Source organism: Paenibacillus sp. sptzw28 (assembly GCF_019550795.1).
GTDB lineage: Bacteria > Bacillota > Bacilli > Paenibacillales > Paenibacillaceae > Paenibacillus_Z.
The window spans coordinates 1,254,943-1,272,628 of the sequence record NZ_CP080545.1 but is presented as its reverse complement, the minus strand read 5'-3'; the positions used below and the strand labels follow the sequence as shown (position 1 = coordinate 1,272,628).

Annotated in this window: 18 protein-coding genes and 1 pseudogene; 1 reads left to right on the top strand and 18 read right to left on the bottom strand. The window is 48.6% G+C overall.

The window, feature by feature from the left end; genetic code table 11:
- Nucleotides 1-4: 4 nt before the first annotated feature.
- The 15 genes from KZ483_RS05925 to KZ483_RS05855 all read right to left on the bottom strand — a co-directional run bounded on the left by KZ483_RS05925 (nt 5) and on the right by KZ483_RS05855 (nt 15,489).
- Nucleotides 5-1,234, bottom strand: a complete 1,230-nt coding sequence (locus KZ483_RS05925) for a Tm-1-like ATP-binding domain-containing protein (protein ID WP_220351779.1) — start codon at nt 1,232-1,234, stop codon at nt 5-7.
- Nucleotides 1,235-1,263: 29 nt separating this feature from the next.
- Entirely contained in the window at nt 1,264-2,016 is a 753-nt protein-coding gene (locus KZ483_RS05920; RefSeq protein ID WP_220351778.1) for a sugar phosphate isomerase/epimerase family protein, read from the bottom strand.
- Between the two features lie 82 nt (nt 2,017-2,098).
- Nucleotides 2,099-2,461, bottom strand: a complete 363-nt coding sequence (locus tag KZ483_RS05915) for a cupin domain-containing protein (protein WP_220351777.1) — start codon at nt 2,459-2,461, stop codon at nt 2,099-2,101.
- A gap of 23 nt (nt 2,462-2,484) precedes the next feature.
- Entirely contained in the window at nt 2,485-3,984 is a 1,500-nt protein-coding gene (locus KZ483_RS05910; RefSeq protein WP_258881550.1) for an extracellular solute-binding protein, read from the bottom strand.
- Nucleotides 3,985-4,020: 36 nt separating this feature from the next.
- On the bottom strand, nt 4,021-4,902 hold the full coding sequence (locus tag KZ483_RS05905; RefSeq protein WP_220351775.1) for a carbohydrate ABC transporter permease: 882 nt from the start codon (nt 4,900-4,902) through the stop codon (nt 4,021-4,023).
- 24 nt (nt 4,903-4,926) lie between these two features.
- Nucleotides 4,927-5,889: an ABC transporter permease gene (locus tag KZ483_RS05900; RefSeq protein WP_258881549.1), complete on the bottom strand. Its 963-nt coding sequence runs from the start codon at nt 5,887-5,889 to the stop codon at nt 4,927-4,929.
- A gap of 16 nt (nt 5,890-5,905) precedes the next feature.
- Complete coding sequence (locus KZ483_RS05895; RefSeq protein ID WP_220351774.1) at nt 5,906-6,901, bottom strand: Gfo/Idh/MocA family protein; 996 nt, start codon at nt 6,899-6,901, stop codon at nt 5,906-5,908.
- 197 nt (nt 6,902-7,098) lie between these two features.
- Nucleotides 7,099-8,400, bottom strand: a complete 1,302-nt coding sequence (locus KZ483_RS05890; protein WP_220351773.1) for a serine hydrolase domain-containing protein — start codon at nt 8,398-8,400, stop codon at nt 7,099-7,101.
- Between the two features lie 465 nt (nt 8,401-8,865).
- Nucleotides 8,866-10,554 (bottom strand): cellulase family glycosylhydrolase, encoded by a 1,689-nt coding sequence (locus KZ483_RS05885; RefSeq protein ID WP_309568644.1) that lies wholly within the window; start codon nt 10,552-10,554, stop codon nt 8,866-8,868.
- Nucleotides 10,555-11,354: 800 nt separating this feature from the next.
- The gene (locus KZ483_RS05880; protein WP_220351772.1) at nt 11,355-12,161 is read right to left on the bottom strand and encodes a chemotaxis protein; all 807 of its coding nucleotides are present in this window, start codon (nt 12,159-12,161) and stop codon (nt 11,355-11,357) included.
- A gap of 129 nt (nt 12,162-12,290) precedes the next feature.
- A complete protein-coding gene (locus KZ483_RS05875; RefSeq protein WP_220351771.1) occupies nt 12,291-13,205 on the bottom strand; it encodes a phosphotransferase in 915 nt (304 codons plus the stop codon).
- A gap of 228 nt (nt 13,206-13,433) precedes the next feature.
- A complete protein-coding gene (locus tag KZ483_RS05870; protein ID WP_220351770.1) occupies nt 13,434-13,877 on the bottom strand; it encodes a MarR family winged helix-turn-helix transcriptional regulator in 444 nt (147 codons plus the stop codon).
- On the bottom strand, nt 13,858-14,331 hold the full coding sequence (locus KZ483_RS05865) for an EVE domain-containing protein (protein WP_397376151.1): 474 nt from the start codon (nt 14,329-14,331) through the stop codon (nt 13,858-13,860). The genes KZ483_RS05870 and KZ483_RS05865 overlap by 20 nt, the downstream gene beginning before the upstream one ends.
- The gene (locus KZ483_RS05860; RefSeq protein ID WP_220351768.1) at nt 14,324-14,764 is read right to left on the bottom strand and encodes an SRPBCC family protein; all 441 of its coding nucleotides are present in this window, start codon (nt 14,762-14,764) and stop codon (nt 14,324-14,326) included. Before KZ483_RS05860 ends, KZ483_RS05865 begins: the two co-directional genes overlap by 8 nt.
- A 161-nt stretch (nt 14,765-14,925) precedes the next feature.
- Nucleotides 14,926-15,489 (bottom strand): helix-turn-helix domain-containing protein, encoded by a 564-nt coding sequence (locus KZ483_RS05855; protein ID WP_220351767.1) that lies wholly within the window; start codon nt 15,487-15,489, stop codon nt 14,926-14,928.
- Between the two features lie 82 nt (nt 15,490-15,571).
- On the opposite strand from KZ483_RS05855, the gene KZ483_RS28315 reads away from it, so the two are divergent.
- Nucleotides 15,572-15,706 (top strand): hypothetical protein, encoded by a 135-nt coding sequence (locus KZ483_RS28315; RefSeq protein WP_258881548.1) that lies wholly within the window; start codon nt 15,572-15,574, stop codon nt 15,704-15,706.
- A 203-nt stretch (nt 15,707-15,909) separates the two neighbouring features.
- On the opposite strand, the pseudogene KZ483_RS05850 reads toward KZ483_RS28315, so the two are convergent.
- The 3 genes and pseudogenes from KZ483_RS05850 to KZ483_RS05840 form a co-directional block, all read right to left on the bottom strand.
- Nucleotides 15,910-16,376, bottom strand: a pseudogene (locus KZ483_RS05850) (glycosyl hydrolase family 18 protein); the annotation flags it as partial.
- A gap of 31 nt (nt 16,377-16,407) precedes the next feature.
- A complete protein-coding gene (locus KZ483_RS05845) occupies nt 16,408-16,689 on the bottom strand; it encodes a hypothetical protein (protein ID WP_220351766.1) in 282 nt (93 codons plus the stop codon).
- Nucleotides 16,690-16,767: 78 nt separating this feature from the next.
- Nucleotides 16,768-17,640, bottom strand: a complete 873-nt coding sequence (locus KZ483_RS05840) for a sugar phosphate isomerase/epimerase family protein (RefSeq protein WP_220351765.1) — start codon at nt 17,638-17,640, stop codon at nt 16,768-16,770.
- Nucleotides 17,641-17,686: the final 46 nt, after the last annotated feature.

Below are 17,686 nucleotides of genomic sequence, written 5' to 3'. Positions count from 1 at the left end.
TCCCCTATCCTTCCTTACTATGCTCCAGCAGCTTAAGCAGCTGGTCAGATATCATATCGGCTACCGCAGGATCGTTAATATCCTGCTCCATCTCGATCAACGGAATGTCCGCCTTCAGATGCTGCCTGATCTCCTCATATAACGCCTGCCGTTCCTCTATGCCCTCGAACGGCTTGGCTGTCACATCGAGCAAGGATACTCCGCCTTTCGGGAAAACGACAACCGTCGGAGCAGCGCTTTCATTCAGCTTCCCTGCAAGAATGCGCCCCAGCACGCGGTTCTCATCCACGGTCGTTCTCATCAGTGTCGTTGTCGGGTTATGCTGATAGAACACTCTGTCCTTAAACTTATCCGGAACCGTCTCCGGCGGACCGAAATTAACCATATCGAGCGCACCGATTGACACCACCTGAGGAATGCCGGACTGACCGGCCGCTTCCAGACGGTTCGGACCGGCGCTGAATATGCCGCCTACCAGTTCGTCCGCGAGCTCCGTCGTTGTAATATCGGCTACGCCCTTGATGTAACCGGCTTTGATCAGTTCCTCCATCGCCATTCCGCCCGTGCCCGTCGCGTGGAATACAAGCAGGTCGTATCCCTTCTTCTCAAGAGCTTCGCGTACCCGAGTCGCGCAGGGGGTCGTGACGCCGAACATCGTTATGCCAAGCGTCGTTCTATCGTCGACGGCTTCTTCTTCCTTCCCTGTTTCCCGGATCATCCCCGCCAGGGCGTAAGCGGCATTGCTCAATATTCTTCGTGAAAGCTTGTTAATGCCCGCGATATCGACAACCGAGTACATCATCATAATATCTTTCACGCCCACATAGGGACGAGTATTTCCGGAAGCAACCGTTGATACCAGCAGCTTCGGAATACCGATCGGAAGCGCCTGCAGGGCGGCCGATGCAACGGTCGTACCGGCCGTCCCTCCCATTCCGAACGCTCCTCCGATGACTCCCTCGCGCTCAAGTTCGGCAGCGATCTTCGCAGCGCCACGGGTCATGACAGCAACCGCTGTGCCGCGATCATTCCCCCTTCGCAGCTCTTCCAAGCTTGAACCTCCTGCTGCGGCCACCTCATCCGCCGGCACATCAGGCTGGAAGAGAGGATCCCCGATCACCCCCGTATCTATGATCAATGTCGCATGACCGCATGCTTCGATCGTATTCTTGACGAAGCGGAATTCCTCTCCCTTCGTGTCAAGGGCCCCGATCAGAACCGCCTTTTTCCCCATTTCACCCAGCTCCTTCAAGGATCTGCAGTTTACTTCAAGCCATTTCTCATATAAGCGTAGCAATCCTGCATACCTTCGAGCACGCCGCTGCCGCTTTCCTCGTCCGCCGAGACCCAGCCGCTGTAGCCGATATCCCGTATCGCCTGAAAAATAGGATCGAACGGGATCGCTCCATGGCCAAGCACCTTCCACTCCCCCTGCTCGAAATCCTTCAGATGGAAATTATCGATCACGGGACGGAAGCTGCGAATGATCTCCGCCACATCCTCGACGCCGGATTTCACCAAATGGGCGGTATCCACGGTCAATCCGACTGCCCCTTGCTTGGCGCGATCGTAGAAAATGTCAAAATCCTCTCGGTACATCACAGGATTATTGTGATGATGATGGAGCGAGAGTTTGATGCCGTGCTGCTGCGCTTCAAGCCCAAGCTCCGAAAGGACATCAGCATACCGGCGAATATCATCCGCCGTCACATCCGCTCTTGCAATCCCATGGCAGAAGACGATCATCTCTGTGCCGATGCCCGCTGCAAAACGATATATGCTGCGCAGCAGCTCCACATTCGTCTCATCCAGACTGCCGCCTGCAATGAGCGCCGAGCCTACTCCTGACAGGTGACCCCATTGTTCCTTGAACCGTTCCGGCTCGTTCAAATAAGGGGAATATTGCCCCCACTTGAGCTGCAGCCCGTCGTATCCGGTCGTTCTGTATTGTTCAAATAGCAGCGTCTGCTCCTCGGATATGGAAGTCGGCCGGGAGAAAGCCAGCTTAATACTCATGATTAGGACCTCACAATCTTTATAAATAAATTAGACCTTCCAAGGCAGCTTCAGGGCCAACGATTTCAAACCGCTGAAAATCCTACTCTCCGATCGTTTGACGGTCCGGTGACGAATAAGCGATGATCATTCTGCACGGCTCCCAGCTTGTTGTCGTAGCATTATGAGGTACATTACGCGGAATGCGCAGCATCATGCCGGGCTCCAGATGATAGGTTTCGTCACCCAAAGTATGATCGCATTCACCCGACAGGATAAAAATGATCTCTTCGCAATTCGGATGAACGTGTCTCGGGTTCGCTTGACCCGCATGGATATAGACCATGCCGAACGTCATTTCGCTGTCCGCATCGATATCCCGGCCGCAGAGCCACTGAATTCTTCCCCAATCCTGTTCAAACATTCGCTGCGGATCCTGTTTCCTGAGGTCCGTAATGGTAGCCATACACTCCACTCTCCTTAGTACTTTTACTGGGTCCCCATGCGCGCTTTATAAGCTGCATTCATTTCTTCGATAATTTTCAGATAAGTGCTGTCCTGCTTCAGCTCGGTCACGAGTTTATCCCATTCATCTATGCTGGCTTTGCCCATAATAATTTGAGTCTTCAAATCGCCGATCTTCTTATTGTAGTCGGCCCCAACCTTCTGATCCGTCTCAGATACCAATCCTACTGCCGGGTTAGGCGTGCTCAGTTTGGACTTGGCATCGATAATTTTCTTATTGCGTTCGAATACTTCCTTCGGCATTCCCGGGGCGAAAGCATACATATATGGGTCATACTTCATGAACAGCTTGCCGAAGGATCCTGTCCCGACACTATCCTTGACCGATTGCTCGTTCGTCACGAAAAATCCGTCTTCCTTCTTATAGTGCACGCCTTCAATCCCGTATTGGGATAAAGTGCTGCCTTCCTCCGACGCTCCGTAATCGAGGAGTGCCAGAATCTTCTTCACCTTTGCTTCCGGGACCTTCTTCGGAATGGCGGCCACGCCGATAAAGCCTGAATTTTGCCCGTTGAACTGACCTTGGCCTGCATCGATGGAAACCATCGGCTCCCATGTTACCTTAGGGTCCCGCTTCCATTGATCATATGTCCAGCGCCATAAGGCTTCAATCGTTTCCCCTGTCAATCCGGCCCTGCCGCTTGTCGCCAAATCCCAGTACTGATCGTCTTTCATGACCGAGAAGTCCGGCGGAATAAGCCCTTCATCGTACAATTTCTTCTTGTAGAGGATGGCGTCCCGCGAAGTCGGTTCCAATGTCACGTCAATCAGCTTGCCGTCGACCAGCTTCCATTTGCCGTTAGAGCCTGTGAACGCGTTATCGATCAAACCGTTCACACGCATCGTATAACCATACGTATCCTTCTGTCCGTCCGGCTGTTTCTCTTTAAAAGCTTTCATGACTTCATACAATTCATCCATCGTCGTCGGCATTTGGAGACCCAATTTATCCAGCCAATCCCGGCGAATCGCGAATGTGCCCCCGCCCTCCAAAGGCCGTACAATAGGCACGACGTAATTTTTACCGTCAATCTTCGTTTTGTCCCAAATTGGCTGGGGTGTTTCCATCAGGTTCTTATAATCGCTGATAAAAGGCGTGAGGTCCCAGAACGCGCCCTGCTTCACCATCGTCCTGAACTGAGGAATGGAAGTCGTATCCGGCAGCTTGATGAGATCGGGAAGATCGCCGGAAGCCAGCAGCACATTCAGCTTGTCGTTAAACCCGTTATCCGAGCTCCATGTGATATCGAGCTTCGTGTTTGTCCTTTTCTCGAATTCCTTCGTAATCGGACTATCGGCGGCAGGCGGCTGCGCGATCGAGAAATTGCTCAAGATCGAAATCGTCGTAGGAGAATCCTTCCCGCCTTCCGCATCCGCTGCTTCCTGGGAGCTGGAGCAAGCACTTGTCAAAACAGTTACCGCCAGCAGCGCTGCCGCCGAAACTTGCGTTATTGCTCTCTTCACAAACAAAAACCTCCCCTGGTTATCTTCTCTCATCGGTCAACCTTTGACCGAGCCCAGCATAACGCCCTTGGCGAAATGTTTTTGAAGGAACGGATAGACGATGAGGATCGGGAAGGTGGCGATAACGACCGCAGCCATCTTAAGCGTCTGCGACGGAATCTGCTTATCCGAGATCATTTCCGCTGCTGCGGCTCCTCCCGTGGACATCTCCGAATCGATCAGCATGTTCCTCAGCACAATCTGCAAAGGCACTTTGGTATAGTCATTAATGAACAGGACCGCATTAAAGAACGTGTTCCAATAACCTACCGCGTAGAACAGCCCGAATGCCGCCAGTGCAGGCGCGGACAATGGAATCACGATACGGAAGAAAGTACCCATATCATTGGAGCCGTCAATCATGGCGGCCTCCTCGAGTTCTACCGGTATGCTGTCGAAGAAGCTTTTCATAAGAATGATGTTCCACCCGCTGATCAGCACCGGAATAATAAGCGACCATATACTGTTAATCAGCCCAAGGTCGCGCACAACCAGGTAATTCGGGATGATGCCCGGATTGAACAAGATGCTCAGCAGCACCATCATCATAATGATTTTTCTGCCTCTGAGTCTCTTTCGAGATACCCCGAAAGCCATAGCCGCCGTGAAAAACAAGCTCAAGCCCGTTCCGACCGTTGCCAGAAAAATACTCACCAGCATCGCGTTCTTGAACGCTGAGGTGTTCAGCAAATACTCGTAAGAGGCGAGCGTCCAGCTCTGCGGAAACAGTACAAAGCCGCTCTTCTGCAGGTATTCGTGCGGCTGTGTGAAAGAGACTACAAACACGTAATACAAAGGGAATACAGTAACAATGCCTATCAGTGCCAACAGAAGTATGTTCGCCGAATTAAACAGCCTGCTTCCAAAGCTCTCCTTCATATTCCTTCCCCCTGCAAGCCCGCTCTAATAGACGCCGTCCTCGCCGATCCGCTTGGCGAACCTGTTTGCCATCACGACGAGAATAAGGCCTACTAACGATTTAAACAATCCGACTGCCGTACTGTAGCTGAATTGTCCGCTCTGTATCCCGTTGCGGTATACGTAGGTTTCGAATACGTCCGCATACTTGGCGACAGCGCCGTTATTCATCAGAAAGACCTGTTCGAATCCGACATCCATGATATGGCCGAGTCTTAATATGAGCAGCACGATGATAACGCTTCGGATAGCGGGAAGAGTTACATTCCACATCTGCCCCCACCGGCCCGCCCCGTCGATCTTGGCTGCCTCGTACAATTGCGGGTCAACCGCGGTAATGGCCGCCAGAATAATGATCGTCCCCCAGCCGCTTTCTTTCCATATGTTCTGCAGCACCAGAAGCCCCCAGAACGTATCGGTATTGGTCAGAAAATCGTATTTCGGCAGTCCGACGGACATCATCATCTTATTGATAATTCCCGAGGATTCCGAGAGCAGCAGAAACGAAATACCGACAATAATAACCCATGATAAGAAGTGCGGAAGATATACGATCGATTGAATGACTCTTTTGAACCCCTGATTATTCAGTTCATTTAGGAGCAAGGACAATATAATGGGCAAAGGAAAGAAGAAGAGAAGGTTCAGCAAGCTGATCATCATCGTATTGCGGAACAGCAGCGTGAAATCCGGGTTCGAGAAGAACCGGATGAAATGGTCAAGACCTACCCATTCGCTCTTCAGGACGCCGAGGTAAGGCGAGTATTCCTGAAACGCGATGATGATTCCCCACATCGGAATGTATTTGAAGATGATAAAAAAGAGCACACCTGGAATGACCAGCATATACAAATATTTATCCCGTCTTACATCCGATAGCAGAGTACGAGATTTGCTTTTTTTAACAGCCGTTGCCGACGACTGCAGAACGGAAGTTCGAACGTTCACTTTGCATCACCCCGGTTTATACTCCGATACCGTGCTTTAATTGAACGATCCTTTGCTCCTTCGCCGAAACATAAGCTGAATCCAGCATCGTTATCGTTTTCAAATTATCCTGCGAGCTGTTCGGCGCTTCCACGCCTGTCTCCAGTGAAACGAGCAGCTGCTCCAACCCTTCATAGGTGGCTACTTCTCTTGACACGTTGTTCTCCCAGCTTTGCGACGGCGCTTTGTCGTCTTTCCGGTACAAATCGACCTTGCCGTGACCGGTGACGAGCGTGCCGGTATCGCCGATAACGATCATTTCCGTTTTCCCGAATGTGGAGGAGAAGCTTTGAACATAAGTTGCAACCGTATTATTCTCGAATACGACCTGTACGGTGGCGTCTGTTTCCCCGATACAATCGATAGCCGAAGAGGAGCGGTTCTGGCACACGATGGATTTGGCGTCCGAGCCGAGAATCAGTCTGAAGCCGTCAAACCAATGGATCCCCATAACGGACAGTGCATGCCGCTCGCATTCGAGCCGCCAACCCGCATCCTGCCTGAAGTGGATATTGGTAAACAAAATCGACGTCACCTTGCCTATGGTGTCTTTCGCGATGATATCCTTGATCAGCTCGAACGGGAAATGCCGTCTGAAGTTCTGGTTGACGGATACCGGTACGCCGTGCTGCTTCGCTTTCTCGGTGATTTCCGCCGCTTCGGCCAGCGAGTCGGAGAAAGGCTTCTCAACGAATACCGGCAATCCCGCTTCGACGAGAGGAAACAGAATTTGCTTACGGATCGGAGATGGCGTGCAGACAACAGCAACATCTATACCGCTGCTTTGGATAAAATCGTCAAGGTTCGTATACCGCTGAGGTACCCCATATTTCTCGGCTCTCGCAAACAGCGCTTCGGGATTCGGATCGCAGATCGCCACAACTTCGACACGCTCCGGATGATCCTTGTAGCCTACGAAATGTAAATCGGTGACGCCGCCTGCGCCTACAATACCCACCTTGTACTTTTTCATGCTTGTAATTCCGCCTCTCATTTTTTAATAGTTAAACTATGTTTTGTTTTATTAAACTTTGTTCAATAGCATTGTACATTAGGTTTTTAATTTTTGCAATCGCTTTCTTGGAATTTTCTTCTGTTGTTTAGGGTTCAAAAAAGACCGCCTGTTAAAAGGCGGCCTTTGAGATTCATTATAGACTATTAGCGTAGTCTTTACCTCTGGATATCCCTATAAATCCTATACATCCGTGAAACTCGTCTTATCACATTTACCATGTTAAATAAAGATGCAAGTATTAACCATATGCAAACACTTGGCATAATTAAGAAAATCCGTTCCCAATTCAGTACCCTTTGTCCCGCAATGAAAGACATGACTTGCGGGAGAGAGATGAGTAATACAAGAGGAATAAAGGCCAATAAAATGTTTAACCAGGTTAGCCATTTGGCACGCTTTCTATATTTCTCCTCCCATTTGCGCAATCGTAGGAGGCTGCGAATCCCGACCGCAACAGTCACAACAGTGAGAAGAGCAATAATAATCTCAAGGTTCCACCCGGAGAAGTAGGACTTCTCAGGTATTTTCCCCTCCAGTATTTCAGTTATCCCCTGGGCGAACGAAGAATAGTCAACAAGCATATTGAGACCGCTATTGAATAAGACGACCACTCCAATACCACTTTCGGGTATCAGAACCTGATGCGCATAGTAAGTCCATAATAACCCGTTATGAGTAACTTTGTGTTCGTCAACTACCCATCCCATCCCGTAGTTACTGTTCATCCCCGCCGGGGCAGCATGCATCGCTCTGATCCCTTCGCCGCTAAGAAGCCGGACACCTCGATACGTTCCTCCATTAAGCTGCAGCATGAGCCAATGCGCCATATCTTCTGCTGTAGAAATATTTCCCGCAGCACCTTCTATAAACCAATCGGGTTCTTTCTTTATAACAGGTTTGCCATATAGGAAAATATGTCCGCTCGCGAAATTATCGGCTGCTTCAGTAAATTGCTTGGTAGTGGCGACATCAACTGTGTGATCCATTTGAAGAGGTTGAAAGATATGCCTTTTCAAGTACTCCGCATAGCTTTCTTGACTCACTTCTTCCACGAGCCAGGCCAAAATCTGATAGTTGGGATTATAATAATGAAATTGCTGGCCGGGGTCACTCGAAAGTTTGACGGTTTTTAACCGGGCTAAGGATTCCTCCAAGGTGTTGGGCTGCTGACGAAATGCCATTTCAGGAAAAGCAGCGTCCGTTAGCCCGCTTGTTTGATTCAACAGCTGCCGCACGGTAATTTTCGAACCGCGAGTGTCATCCATTTGGAAGGAAGGAATATAATTCGTAATTGAAGCATCCAGGTTAATTTTCCCTGCCTCAACCAACTGCATCACGGCTAAGGCTGTGATCGACTTACTTAAGGAAGCAATAGCAAAAGGTGTGCTCGTTGTAACCGGCTGCCCATTTCCTGACTTGCCAAATCCCTTCTGCCAGACATTGAGCGGCAACTTCATTGAGCTCTGGTAATCCGTTTGTTTTTAATGGTGGAAAAGAAAAGAGATATTTGTTTATTTTAATCCTTTTCCTTCTTTTTTCTGCGAATTCTTTTAATAAGAATTCCTAAAACTAAAAACCATAAACCTACATTAACCATAATATTAATCGAATTCAACGGCATCATAATCCGGCAACGAGGGGACCTCCAGCGTAAACAAAATATCCAAACGTTGTTCAGCTGTCACGACGCCCTGCAAGGATAGGCTGGTCCCGGCCGATCGGACCGTGATTCAAGTGGATTACAAAAGTCGCTTTCCATCGCCGATGCTTAAAAACCAAATAAAGTGAAAAAGAAGACATCTTCCCTGAGGGTTGATGTCTTCTTTTTTTGTGCCAGAACAGCCACCTAGACCAAACTCACCAGTTCTTCAGTGGCTTCGGCCTTGGCCTCAGGCTTTTTTACGAGCAAATATTCTTATCGATTACGAAGCCGAGCCAGTGACGATCGTACCGGTCTTTGTGATCGTGTACTTGACGATTGCGCCGCTCCAGAAGTGGAACGTCAAATTCACTACGCCGTCATTCGTATAAGTGAAGAAGTTCGGCTTCAGCGTTATCGTGTTATTGGTGTAGTCAGGCGCGAAATCATAGTTGAACGCCTTATATGAAGTCCAATTATTCGAACCCGCATTGCCGCCAGTTGCGTAGACGGCTTCCATCGTGGCTAACTGGTCGCCGTTGAAGGAAACTGGAATCGCAAAGTTGCTGGCTGTGCCCGATGCGTCGGAAAATACAGGTGTATCATTGTATTTCACATGGATTTGCCAAGCCGGACCTGAATTGAAACCGACTGTTAAAACCGCCTTCTCTCCAAATGCGCCTGTTGCAAACTTGGCGAGGTAGCTGGCTTTGATCGTCAAGACGCTGCCGTTAATCGTGTAATCTTTGTCGAGGGCCAGCACCGTGTTGCCGTTTTTGAGCGAGACGAATTGATTCCCGTACAAGTTCAAGTTGATGGTTGCGTCACCAACCGTCGTTCCGCTCTTTAAGAAGACCAGATCGGTATCGGCTGTAGACGTATTGCCTTTTAAGCTTTGCATGATGTAAGCGTAGAGGTCCGGATCGCTCCACGTATAGTTGGTGCGGTTAAATTTCGTGCCGTTATCCCAAAGCATGGTGGTAATGCCCTTTGATTTCGAGTATTGGAGCGCGTACGATAAAAATTTCAACTCCTCGCCGCGCTCGACAGTTCCCGGGCCTGCATCCCAGCCAAACAAACCGAATTCGCCCATAATAACCGGAATTCCATTGGCCACAAAGTCGTCGTACGCTCCATCGAACGCTGTGTTGACATCGTTTTGCGAAGTGGAATCAAATTTGGTGTAGCCCGCGATGTTGCTGGTGAACGGCCAAAATCCGTAATAATGGATCGTAGCAATCAGATTCGGGTCGTTCAAACTTTTCATAAGGCTGAGGGTCGCATCCATATATGACTTATCGGGACTGGTCCCTATTTCAGGCAGTACAAGCGGACGAGTGGCGTTGCGACCCCCCGTGTTTCTGACAATATGGAAGAAATTCGTATTCAACTCGTTGAGCAGGTTAATTTGCGTAGCCTTATCTGCGTTGTTGAAGGACTGTTCATTGACGCTTTCGAACATCAGTTTGTCGGGATGATTCTTGAAGCGGTCGGCGATTTGTGTCCATATCGCATTAAATTGGGCTAATACAGCGTCATGATCCGTCGCCATCTTGTTGATCCACATCCAGGAGTCGTGGTGAACGTTGATCATGACATACAGTCCCTCTTGAAGCGACCAGTCTACAACCTGCTGAATCCGGTCCATAAAGGCCGGATCGATCGTATAATCCGGTGCGCCGCTCATATGTTCGCCCCATGTAATCGGAATGCGGATGCTTTTGAAGCCTTGCTTCTTTATTTCCTTAATGAAATCTTTGGTTACGGCATTTTGGACTACTTTCGGGTCGCCCCAAGAGTTCAATGCATCAAATGTATTGCCCAAGTTCCAACCCGGCTGCATTGCTTCAACGTATTTCTGCATCTTGGATTTCTTCATGGTTTGTGACTCTTGTGCCGAAGCGGTAACGGAAAACACAGACAGCATCATGGAAAAGGCCAGAAAAAACGAAAAGAATTTTTTAGTGAACAATTCGATACGCTCCTTTAATTAATGAATGGGATACAAATGTTTTCGGATATTCACGGAGAGACGGCGCAAAAGAAAAGATGGCGCTTGCGATCAACCCCTTTAGCTAATTTCGGCTCTCTCTAAGAAATAATAGCGCTCACAAAAAAATTGTAACATTATGTCGAATTTCAAAATACCCTCCAAACTAGACATGTTATCATTCAAAATCGTACATGCACTTCAAGCGTTACAGCCGTAAGTTATGATGAACGTGAAACAGCTCCGTATTTGCTGAGAATCGTAGGTTAAAATGGAAAGTAGGGAAACCAACGAAAGCGGTATTCACCTTAATGGAGGAAGCCGTTTTTTTGTTTGTCTGCGTTACTTTTTTAGAAAAGTTCTTTCTTTTGAGCCTATAATCTCGCACCAGTTTATTAATGTCTGAAGAAAATTAAGTATAGACTGGAAAAATAAAGTGTTAGACTTTCGACGCTTCAATAAGCTAACAGACAGATTAATTTATTGGTATATACTAGAAAGGTGATTCATCAGACAGGCTATATTGATCGGCCGCCTCGTGGGAGGGGCAAACAATCAAACGATTTTGAAAAGGCAAGGGGGATGTATGTGCGCGCTATCACGGAGTTACAAGAGACCATTCTATGTCGCAGCTGCGGAGAGATTGTGAACGATTTTTTTGAGAAATACGGATACAAACTGGTCGAAATGATACCGGAATGCGTTGAAAAGGAACACGATGGCATTGAAACTTTATGCTGCGAATGCTGTGATGAAGAAATTCCAGTGGGGGACAACAATTATTACATTTTCACCGTGGTTGATGAAATAATCGACGACATCGCAGATTGGAGGCTGAACGGGTTCCAACCGGTCAGCCAGTTACCTACCCGAACCTCCATGTCCTCTTGGACCGCCTCCATGTAAGCGGGATGCAAAGGGCGCAAGGGATAAGCAAGAATATCGTCCTTGTCGTAGAAATTTATCCACTCCCCCTCGATGTTCCGATCGCGCATAGATTCACTGGGTACGCGGATAGGCTTGTCGAATTCACGGTAACGCAGGCTCCATAAGGGCAGAGTCGTTCCGCAAGAATAGAACAGCGCCAGCGTGTCTCCACGCTCCAATGCCGAGTCCGGGTTGTAGATGACGGGCTTCCAGTTGGAGGAATTCTGAAGATCGTAGAAGTAATTGCTGGCAATGACCGTGCCTAGGCTGTGCGAGATGACCCAGAGCGGGGCGCCGTCTCCTGCCTTATCCGTCAGAGCATGCAATGAGGCGCTGATCGTTTCATTAATCGCATAATAATTCTGATCGTTGGTCTCGAGCGGTTGATAGGCGATAGCATCGGCTAAATAATGCACAACGTAATCCCTCAGCCATTCATAATGCAGATCGTAAGGCCGGAACAGCTTCTGTTTGAACTCTGCTTCCCTGCCTTCCAGCACCTTGGCCCAATGAACGGCCTTTACGACGACATTTTGTTCAGGATCTTTTGCTCCTGTCTCATGTGCAAACTTAGTCATAAGTGTACGAATAAAATGGTCGGCGTAATCTTCATTCTGCCTGCCTAATCCATGAACCACGATAACAGCCAGCTTCTGTTTCAACCTCATCCCTCCCGAGTTTCTGTTTAATGGTTGTATGCGCTGTTAGTTGTGAAAAGACAGCAGTTTCTTATAAGTGATGCCTATCCCTTCTTCATTGAGCTCTTGTTCCCGTTAGCGGAATGACATTTCTTAATCAGCGAGAGCACGTTTTATGTTCGCTTTTGCTTCATCAACCAACCTTTCATCTTTATCATCAATTGCCTGCATCATTATCAAAATGGGAATATAGATGGCAATCAATCGAGCTAATGTCTTCGTTTCTTCATCTACATCCCCATATTCTTTGAAAAAGTCAGAACGCGCATCCGGAGGTAAAAAGCTATACACAACATTCAAGTCACATGCAGGATGCCCAATATTGATATCTCCCCAGTCGATAATCCCTGAAACTCTTCCATTCTCATCTACCAGCATATTTTTAAAATGAAGGTCACCATGAAGGAATACGTGCTTTTGTTTCACTCTTTCAGTTCTGAGCTGTTCCAAGTAATTCGATATTGCACGATACTCTTCTTCACGAAAATGAAGGGCAAGGTCGGAAATAAATTTATGCATCTTTTCCTTACGCATCGCAATATCAGTCAGATTTCTATGGTCATGTTGAACTCCATTTTCTTGGGCAATTTGCACAGGGAATGCATGTAAGCTTCTTAAAAATTGCGCGAGCGTTGTAGCTGATAACGCACGTTGCTTGTCAGTTAATCCGATCGGAAATTCTCCGGATAAATAGGGGTAGCCTAGGAAGGGTGCAGGATAATCATAATCCCCTTCCCCCAAAAATAGAGGTATCGAATATGCAATGGAAAAATAATCTTTAAGCTTAGGTAGTATCTTTCCTTCCATCCTTAAAGAATTAATTGCAACTTCTCTTCTAGGAAAGCGAAATACATATTCGGCCCCGATAAGAAAAACAGTGTTATCCCAGCCATGTCCTAGTTTTTGTACGCTTTTTGAACCTAACTGCGGAAACTGACTGCTTATTAATTTATGAGCCAATTCTTCTGATACTTCCCATTCTGCATCCCATTGATTCGAACTTCCCATATCCCTTTATCGCCTCCCTTGTAATAATAGAAAATCTGCTCACCTAACCTTGACCCATTTCCCACATCATTGTCCATTTAAAATACGTGAAAAGGCTCAAGATTCCTTCCTGATAATTCCGCAAATCTGCCCGTTAATAAGAAAATCAACAACAAAGATTATCATAGCCTTAAAAAAAATAATAGGAGGCATGCTGGCTGCCCCCTGCAATTTTGATGCATTATTATGTTACAGCTTCGTAAGCCGCCTCAGAAGCCGAGTCAGCTGTGCGCTCTCTTCACCGATGCCGGTAAAAAACGCCCGGTCTGCCGCTTCAACGGCATGCACGGCTCGTAAAGCCAACTCGCTTCCGGTGCTGGTCACAGTAATCAGGTTCGCCCTTGTATCCGCTGGATGGGGACTGCGTTTTACATACCCCTTCTTCTCCAGCGTTCTCAGTACCTGCGAGGTGACATTCACGTCCACTTGAGCATGCTGAGCGAGCTGTACTTGTGTCACGCCCGAACCGCCCTCTTTCTCGCTCAGCCATTGGCACGAGAAAAGCAATACGAACTGAGGCTGTGTGAGCTCAAACGGTTCCAGCGCCTTCCGTATTTCCTTTTGCCAAATATTCGTCACTTGCCACAGCAGAAACCCAGGGCTTTCTTCCGCTTTATTGAATTCCGAACTCATTTATTGTTCCTCCAGCATCTTCTAGCATCGCATCCGCAATAACAAAGAAGTCTTCACGGGAAATCTCAAAATGACCGGTGCGGAACAAGTATCCCCAATTCCGCTTCCCGTGTGTGAACGTAAGCTGCTCCAGCAGGGGAGCTATCTCAGCTTCTATACACAGAGTATAGCGAATATTTCGGCGGAATGGTACAAAGGAGTCCGACATCCGGTATTCATAAACCTTGTCATCAATGACCAGCCCTATCGCGGTGAATGCTTGCAGTGGATTCCCTTTCGCCATATCTGTTCGCGGCGAGTAGTATATGAGCCAGTCGCCGGGACGCATCCGCCTCAAAGGGGCTGCCTTACCATGACACAGCTGGGCGAATCCGCCCTGCACGCCGAGCCTCACATGCGAAGCCGAAACAACGCCGATCCAGTATCGAGTTTCCCTGCTTACGGATTCAGTCAACAAGCTGCCGCTCTCTTTCGAGCGCCAATGAGACTAGGCGCTCCATCGTATCCGGGATACCTTCGGCCATACCGGCTCCAAACTCCGGACCTAAATGTTCCGCATTCGGACCGATGATAGTCACTTTATGTGTAACGCTCGTCCCTTCGGCAGTCTCTAGAAGCCGATGCATGAAACGAATTTGAATACCCGCATCCGGAATATCGGTAACGTCCGAGAACCCATTCAGAGGACTCACTTCCGTGAGTTCAAAAGCAAGAAGCTCTTGGCCTTCAGGCTGCAGCTGCCCGCGTGTTCCAGCGGTAAATGGCCCCTCCAGTGAAGCATAAACAATCCCCTTATCCCACTCCACCCAAGTCGAGATATCGCTGTACAGCTTCCAAATCGTCTCCGCTTTTGCCATAGTCGTGATTGTGTGCTCGAATTCCCACATAATTTGTTCACCCTTTCTTAGTATGTATTTATATTATATGTGTACATATTATATGTGTAAATATTATTTCTGTGTATTCTGACCATTGTGTGCAAAAAAATAGAACAAACAACACATACATGTGTTTGCTCCATGACCTTCATTTTTGATTTTGGTTCCAACTACTCGCCGGACCTCGCATCCGGCTTGGACTGGGTGAATACGGCCACATATTTTACCTCATCGGTGATCGGATAGAGCGTGTGCTTTTCAATGGAATCAAAATACAGGCTGTCCCCGGGACTCAGCGTATATTCCATGTTGCCGACCTGATACCGCATTTGGCCCTCCAGAATGAATATGAACTCTTCCCCGTTGTGACTGAACACATGTCTGCTGTCATTCTCATCTTTCCTGGAGACAAAGAGGAAGGGCTGCATCAGCTTGTCCGAGCGTTCCACGGCAAAAGCAAAAAAGGAGTACCCTTTTTCCGTCTTCACCAATTTGGATTGGCTCGCTTCTTTTGTCGTATGAATCGTTCCGGTCTGCTGCTGATCATCCAGCAGGATGGAAACTTTAGTCCCTAAGGCATCGGCAATCTTTATCAAAGTTGAAATGGGCGGCATCGTTTTGCCGTTTTCGATTTGTGACAGCAGGCTTTTTGAAAATCCACAAATTTCGGCAATATCCGTCAGCTTCCGGTTTTGCTCCTGCCGCAGCTTTTTAATTTTATTTCCAAGGTCCATATTGTTGTTCTCCTAATATGTAGTATTCAATATCGTTTAACTATGTTTATCATAATTATACATTATAGGAGTATCAAGTGATATGGACAGTAACCTTGAATGCTCTCCGCCACAGAATGAGGCTGACTGCGATCAGGACGGCCAGGTAGACGTATATGCCCAGTCGATGAATGTCACGCCGAAATGGGTACTCCTCTTGCACGGTGGATACGAATAATTCGGCAATAACCTTGTGCTTGTTAAAGCCCGTCAGCTGCTGCCCCTTAGACCACTATCCCCAAGGTTCAGTCCGGTGTTTATTGGATATTCCTAATAATACTAATAATTCCATCAACTGATATTGACGGCTGCAAAGTCGGGCGGTTACGATACGTTGCCGTTTCCCGGCTATCGGATATATTACACTCCAAGGGTAAAATCAATCGTCAGCATGTAATGACGGCCGTCCGACTTCCCTTTACCGTCGAGCGCTTCCCGAATCGTGCGAAGATGAAGCGTGAAGTTTGTTTTATCTTCAGCGCTGGCCCCGATGCCGGCTTCGGCATAGCAGGGATATTCCCAGTCCAGATCGATGCCGTCAAACGGGTGCTCGCCGAGCACCCGCAGCGCCCGATTCCGCCATCCGTCTGCGGCCCGTTTCCTTGGGGGCTGCTTCGGAAAAGCCGCCTGCGTTCCATCCCCCAACCGACAGCAGAACGGTAAGCTCGGGGTGCTCAAGCTTCAGCTTCTTCAACTCGTTCATATACGGCTGCAAATGGTCAGTCCGGATCTCGTCCTCCCGGACATGTCCGAACGCTACGTTCAGGTGTGTCAGCTTGCGCACGTCCTCGTTCGTCGAGATTCGCAGCTGACGCATAGCCCGCCGAAATGTATCTTCGCGTCGTCATTAATCATCGCTCACTGCCGGGGTTTTCACAATCACTTGTCATTCCCCTTCCACAGATTGCCGTCTTCCCTGATGTACCACACCGCTTGTCCGTCCGTCGAAGGCGCCGATATTTCAAACATTATTCCGCCCATTTCAATGTGCGGGCGAATCGTCCAGCTGTCTTCCCCCATAAGCAGAGCCGAGTCCCGGGTAAATTCACCGCACTCCGCGTAGTGATTGCGCTGCCGGTCATACAATCTGCGAAGCTCCCATTTGATGTGTTCATCCGGTAGCAGCCGGAAAGATTCGTCTGCAGCTCCTTCCTTCGCCAACGATATTGACCGCCGTCCGGAGCCCGCTTATATCCCATCCGTTAACGGCGAGACCGCCGGCGTGAAAAGCCGAGAACGTCAGCATTCTTCCCAAAACCGGCGCAAATTGTCCATTCCGGCACGCGATGCGGTTCTGCATTCTTCCATCCCTTCGAACTCAACGGTAATGTACCCGTCGTAACCCGATGCCTTGATCAGCTTGACGATTTTGCGGATTTTGATATCGCCCTGTCCGACGATAGCACCGCGCAAAAAGTTGCCGTAAGCGGTTGTAAACCAGTCCCCGGCACCCGGATGCTCATCGTAAGGACGGAAATAGAAATCCTTGAAATGAATAAGAGAAGCGAACGGTAAATTCTTCTTTACGCCGACGATCGGATCCTCATCCACACACATGAAATTGCCGATATCGAGTGTCGTTTGGAAATTGGGGCGGTCCACCGCAAGGAGAATCCTCTGCACCCGGTCGCTGGATTGTACGCTGAAGCCGTGATTCTCGATCGTTGTCGTGATTCCGTACTGATTTGCATAGTCCGCAATGAGTTGACTTCCCTTGACCATCAGCGGCAGATGCTTCTCGAACCATGCGATGGTCATAGATTCCGGAGGCAGCGTAAAGGCGGTCACATCGTGCCGCATATGCTTCATGCCGAGCCGGTGAACGAGATCGACATGCTGCTTTACCCGGGCAACCTCTTCATCGAACAGCAGCTCCGTTTCCTGAACGAAATTGGCCGGCATCGAATAGTTGGAAAGCTCGATACCTGCCGTTTCCGCTTTCTCCCTTACAGCATCCGCCAGTTCGGGATTATCGACCAGCGTAAATCCGTAAGGAACGATTTCCATATGCTCTCCGCCGTTGTCGGCGATCCACTGGATAACGTCCAGCACGGTCATTTCTCCTGTCCTGATGGCGTTTAGCAAACTGTAAGAGCTCAGTCCTATCTTCATTGTTTATACCTCCCAACCTTTATAAACATGATTCGATATTTAATGA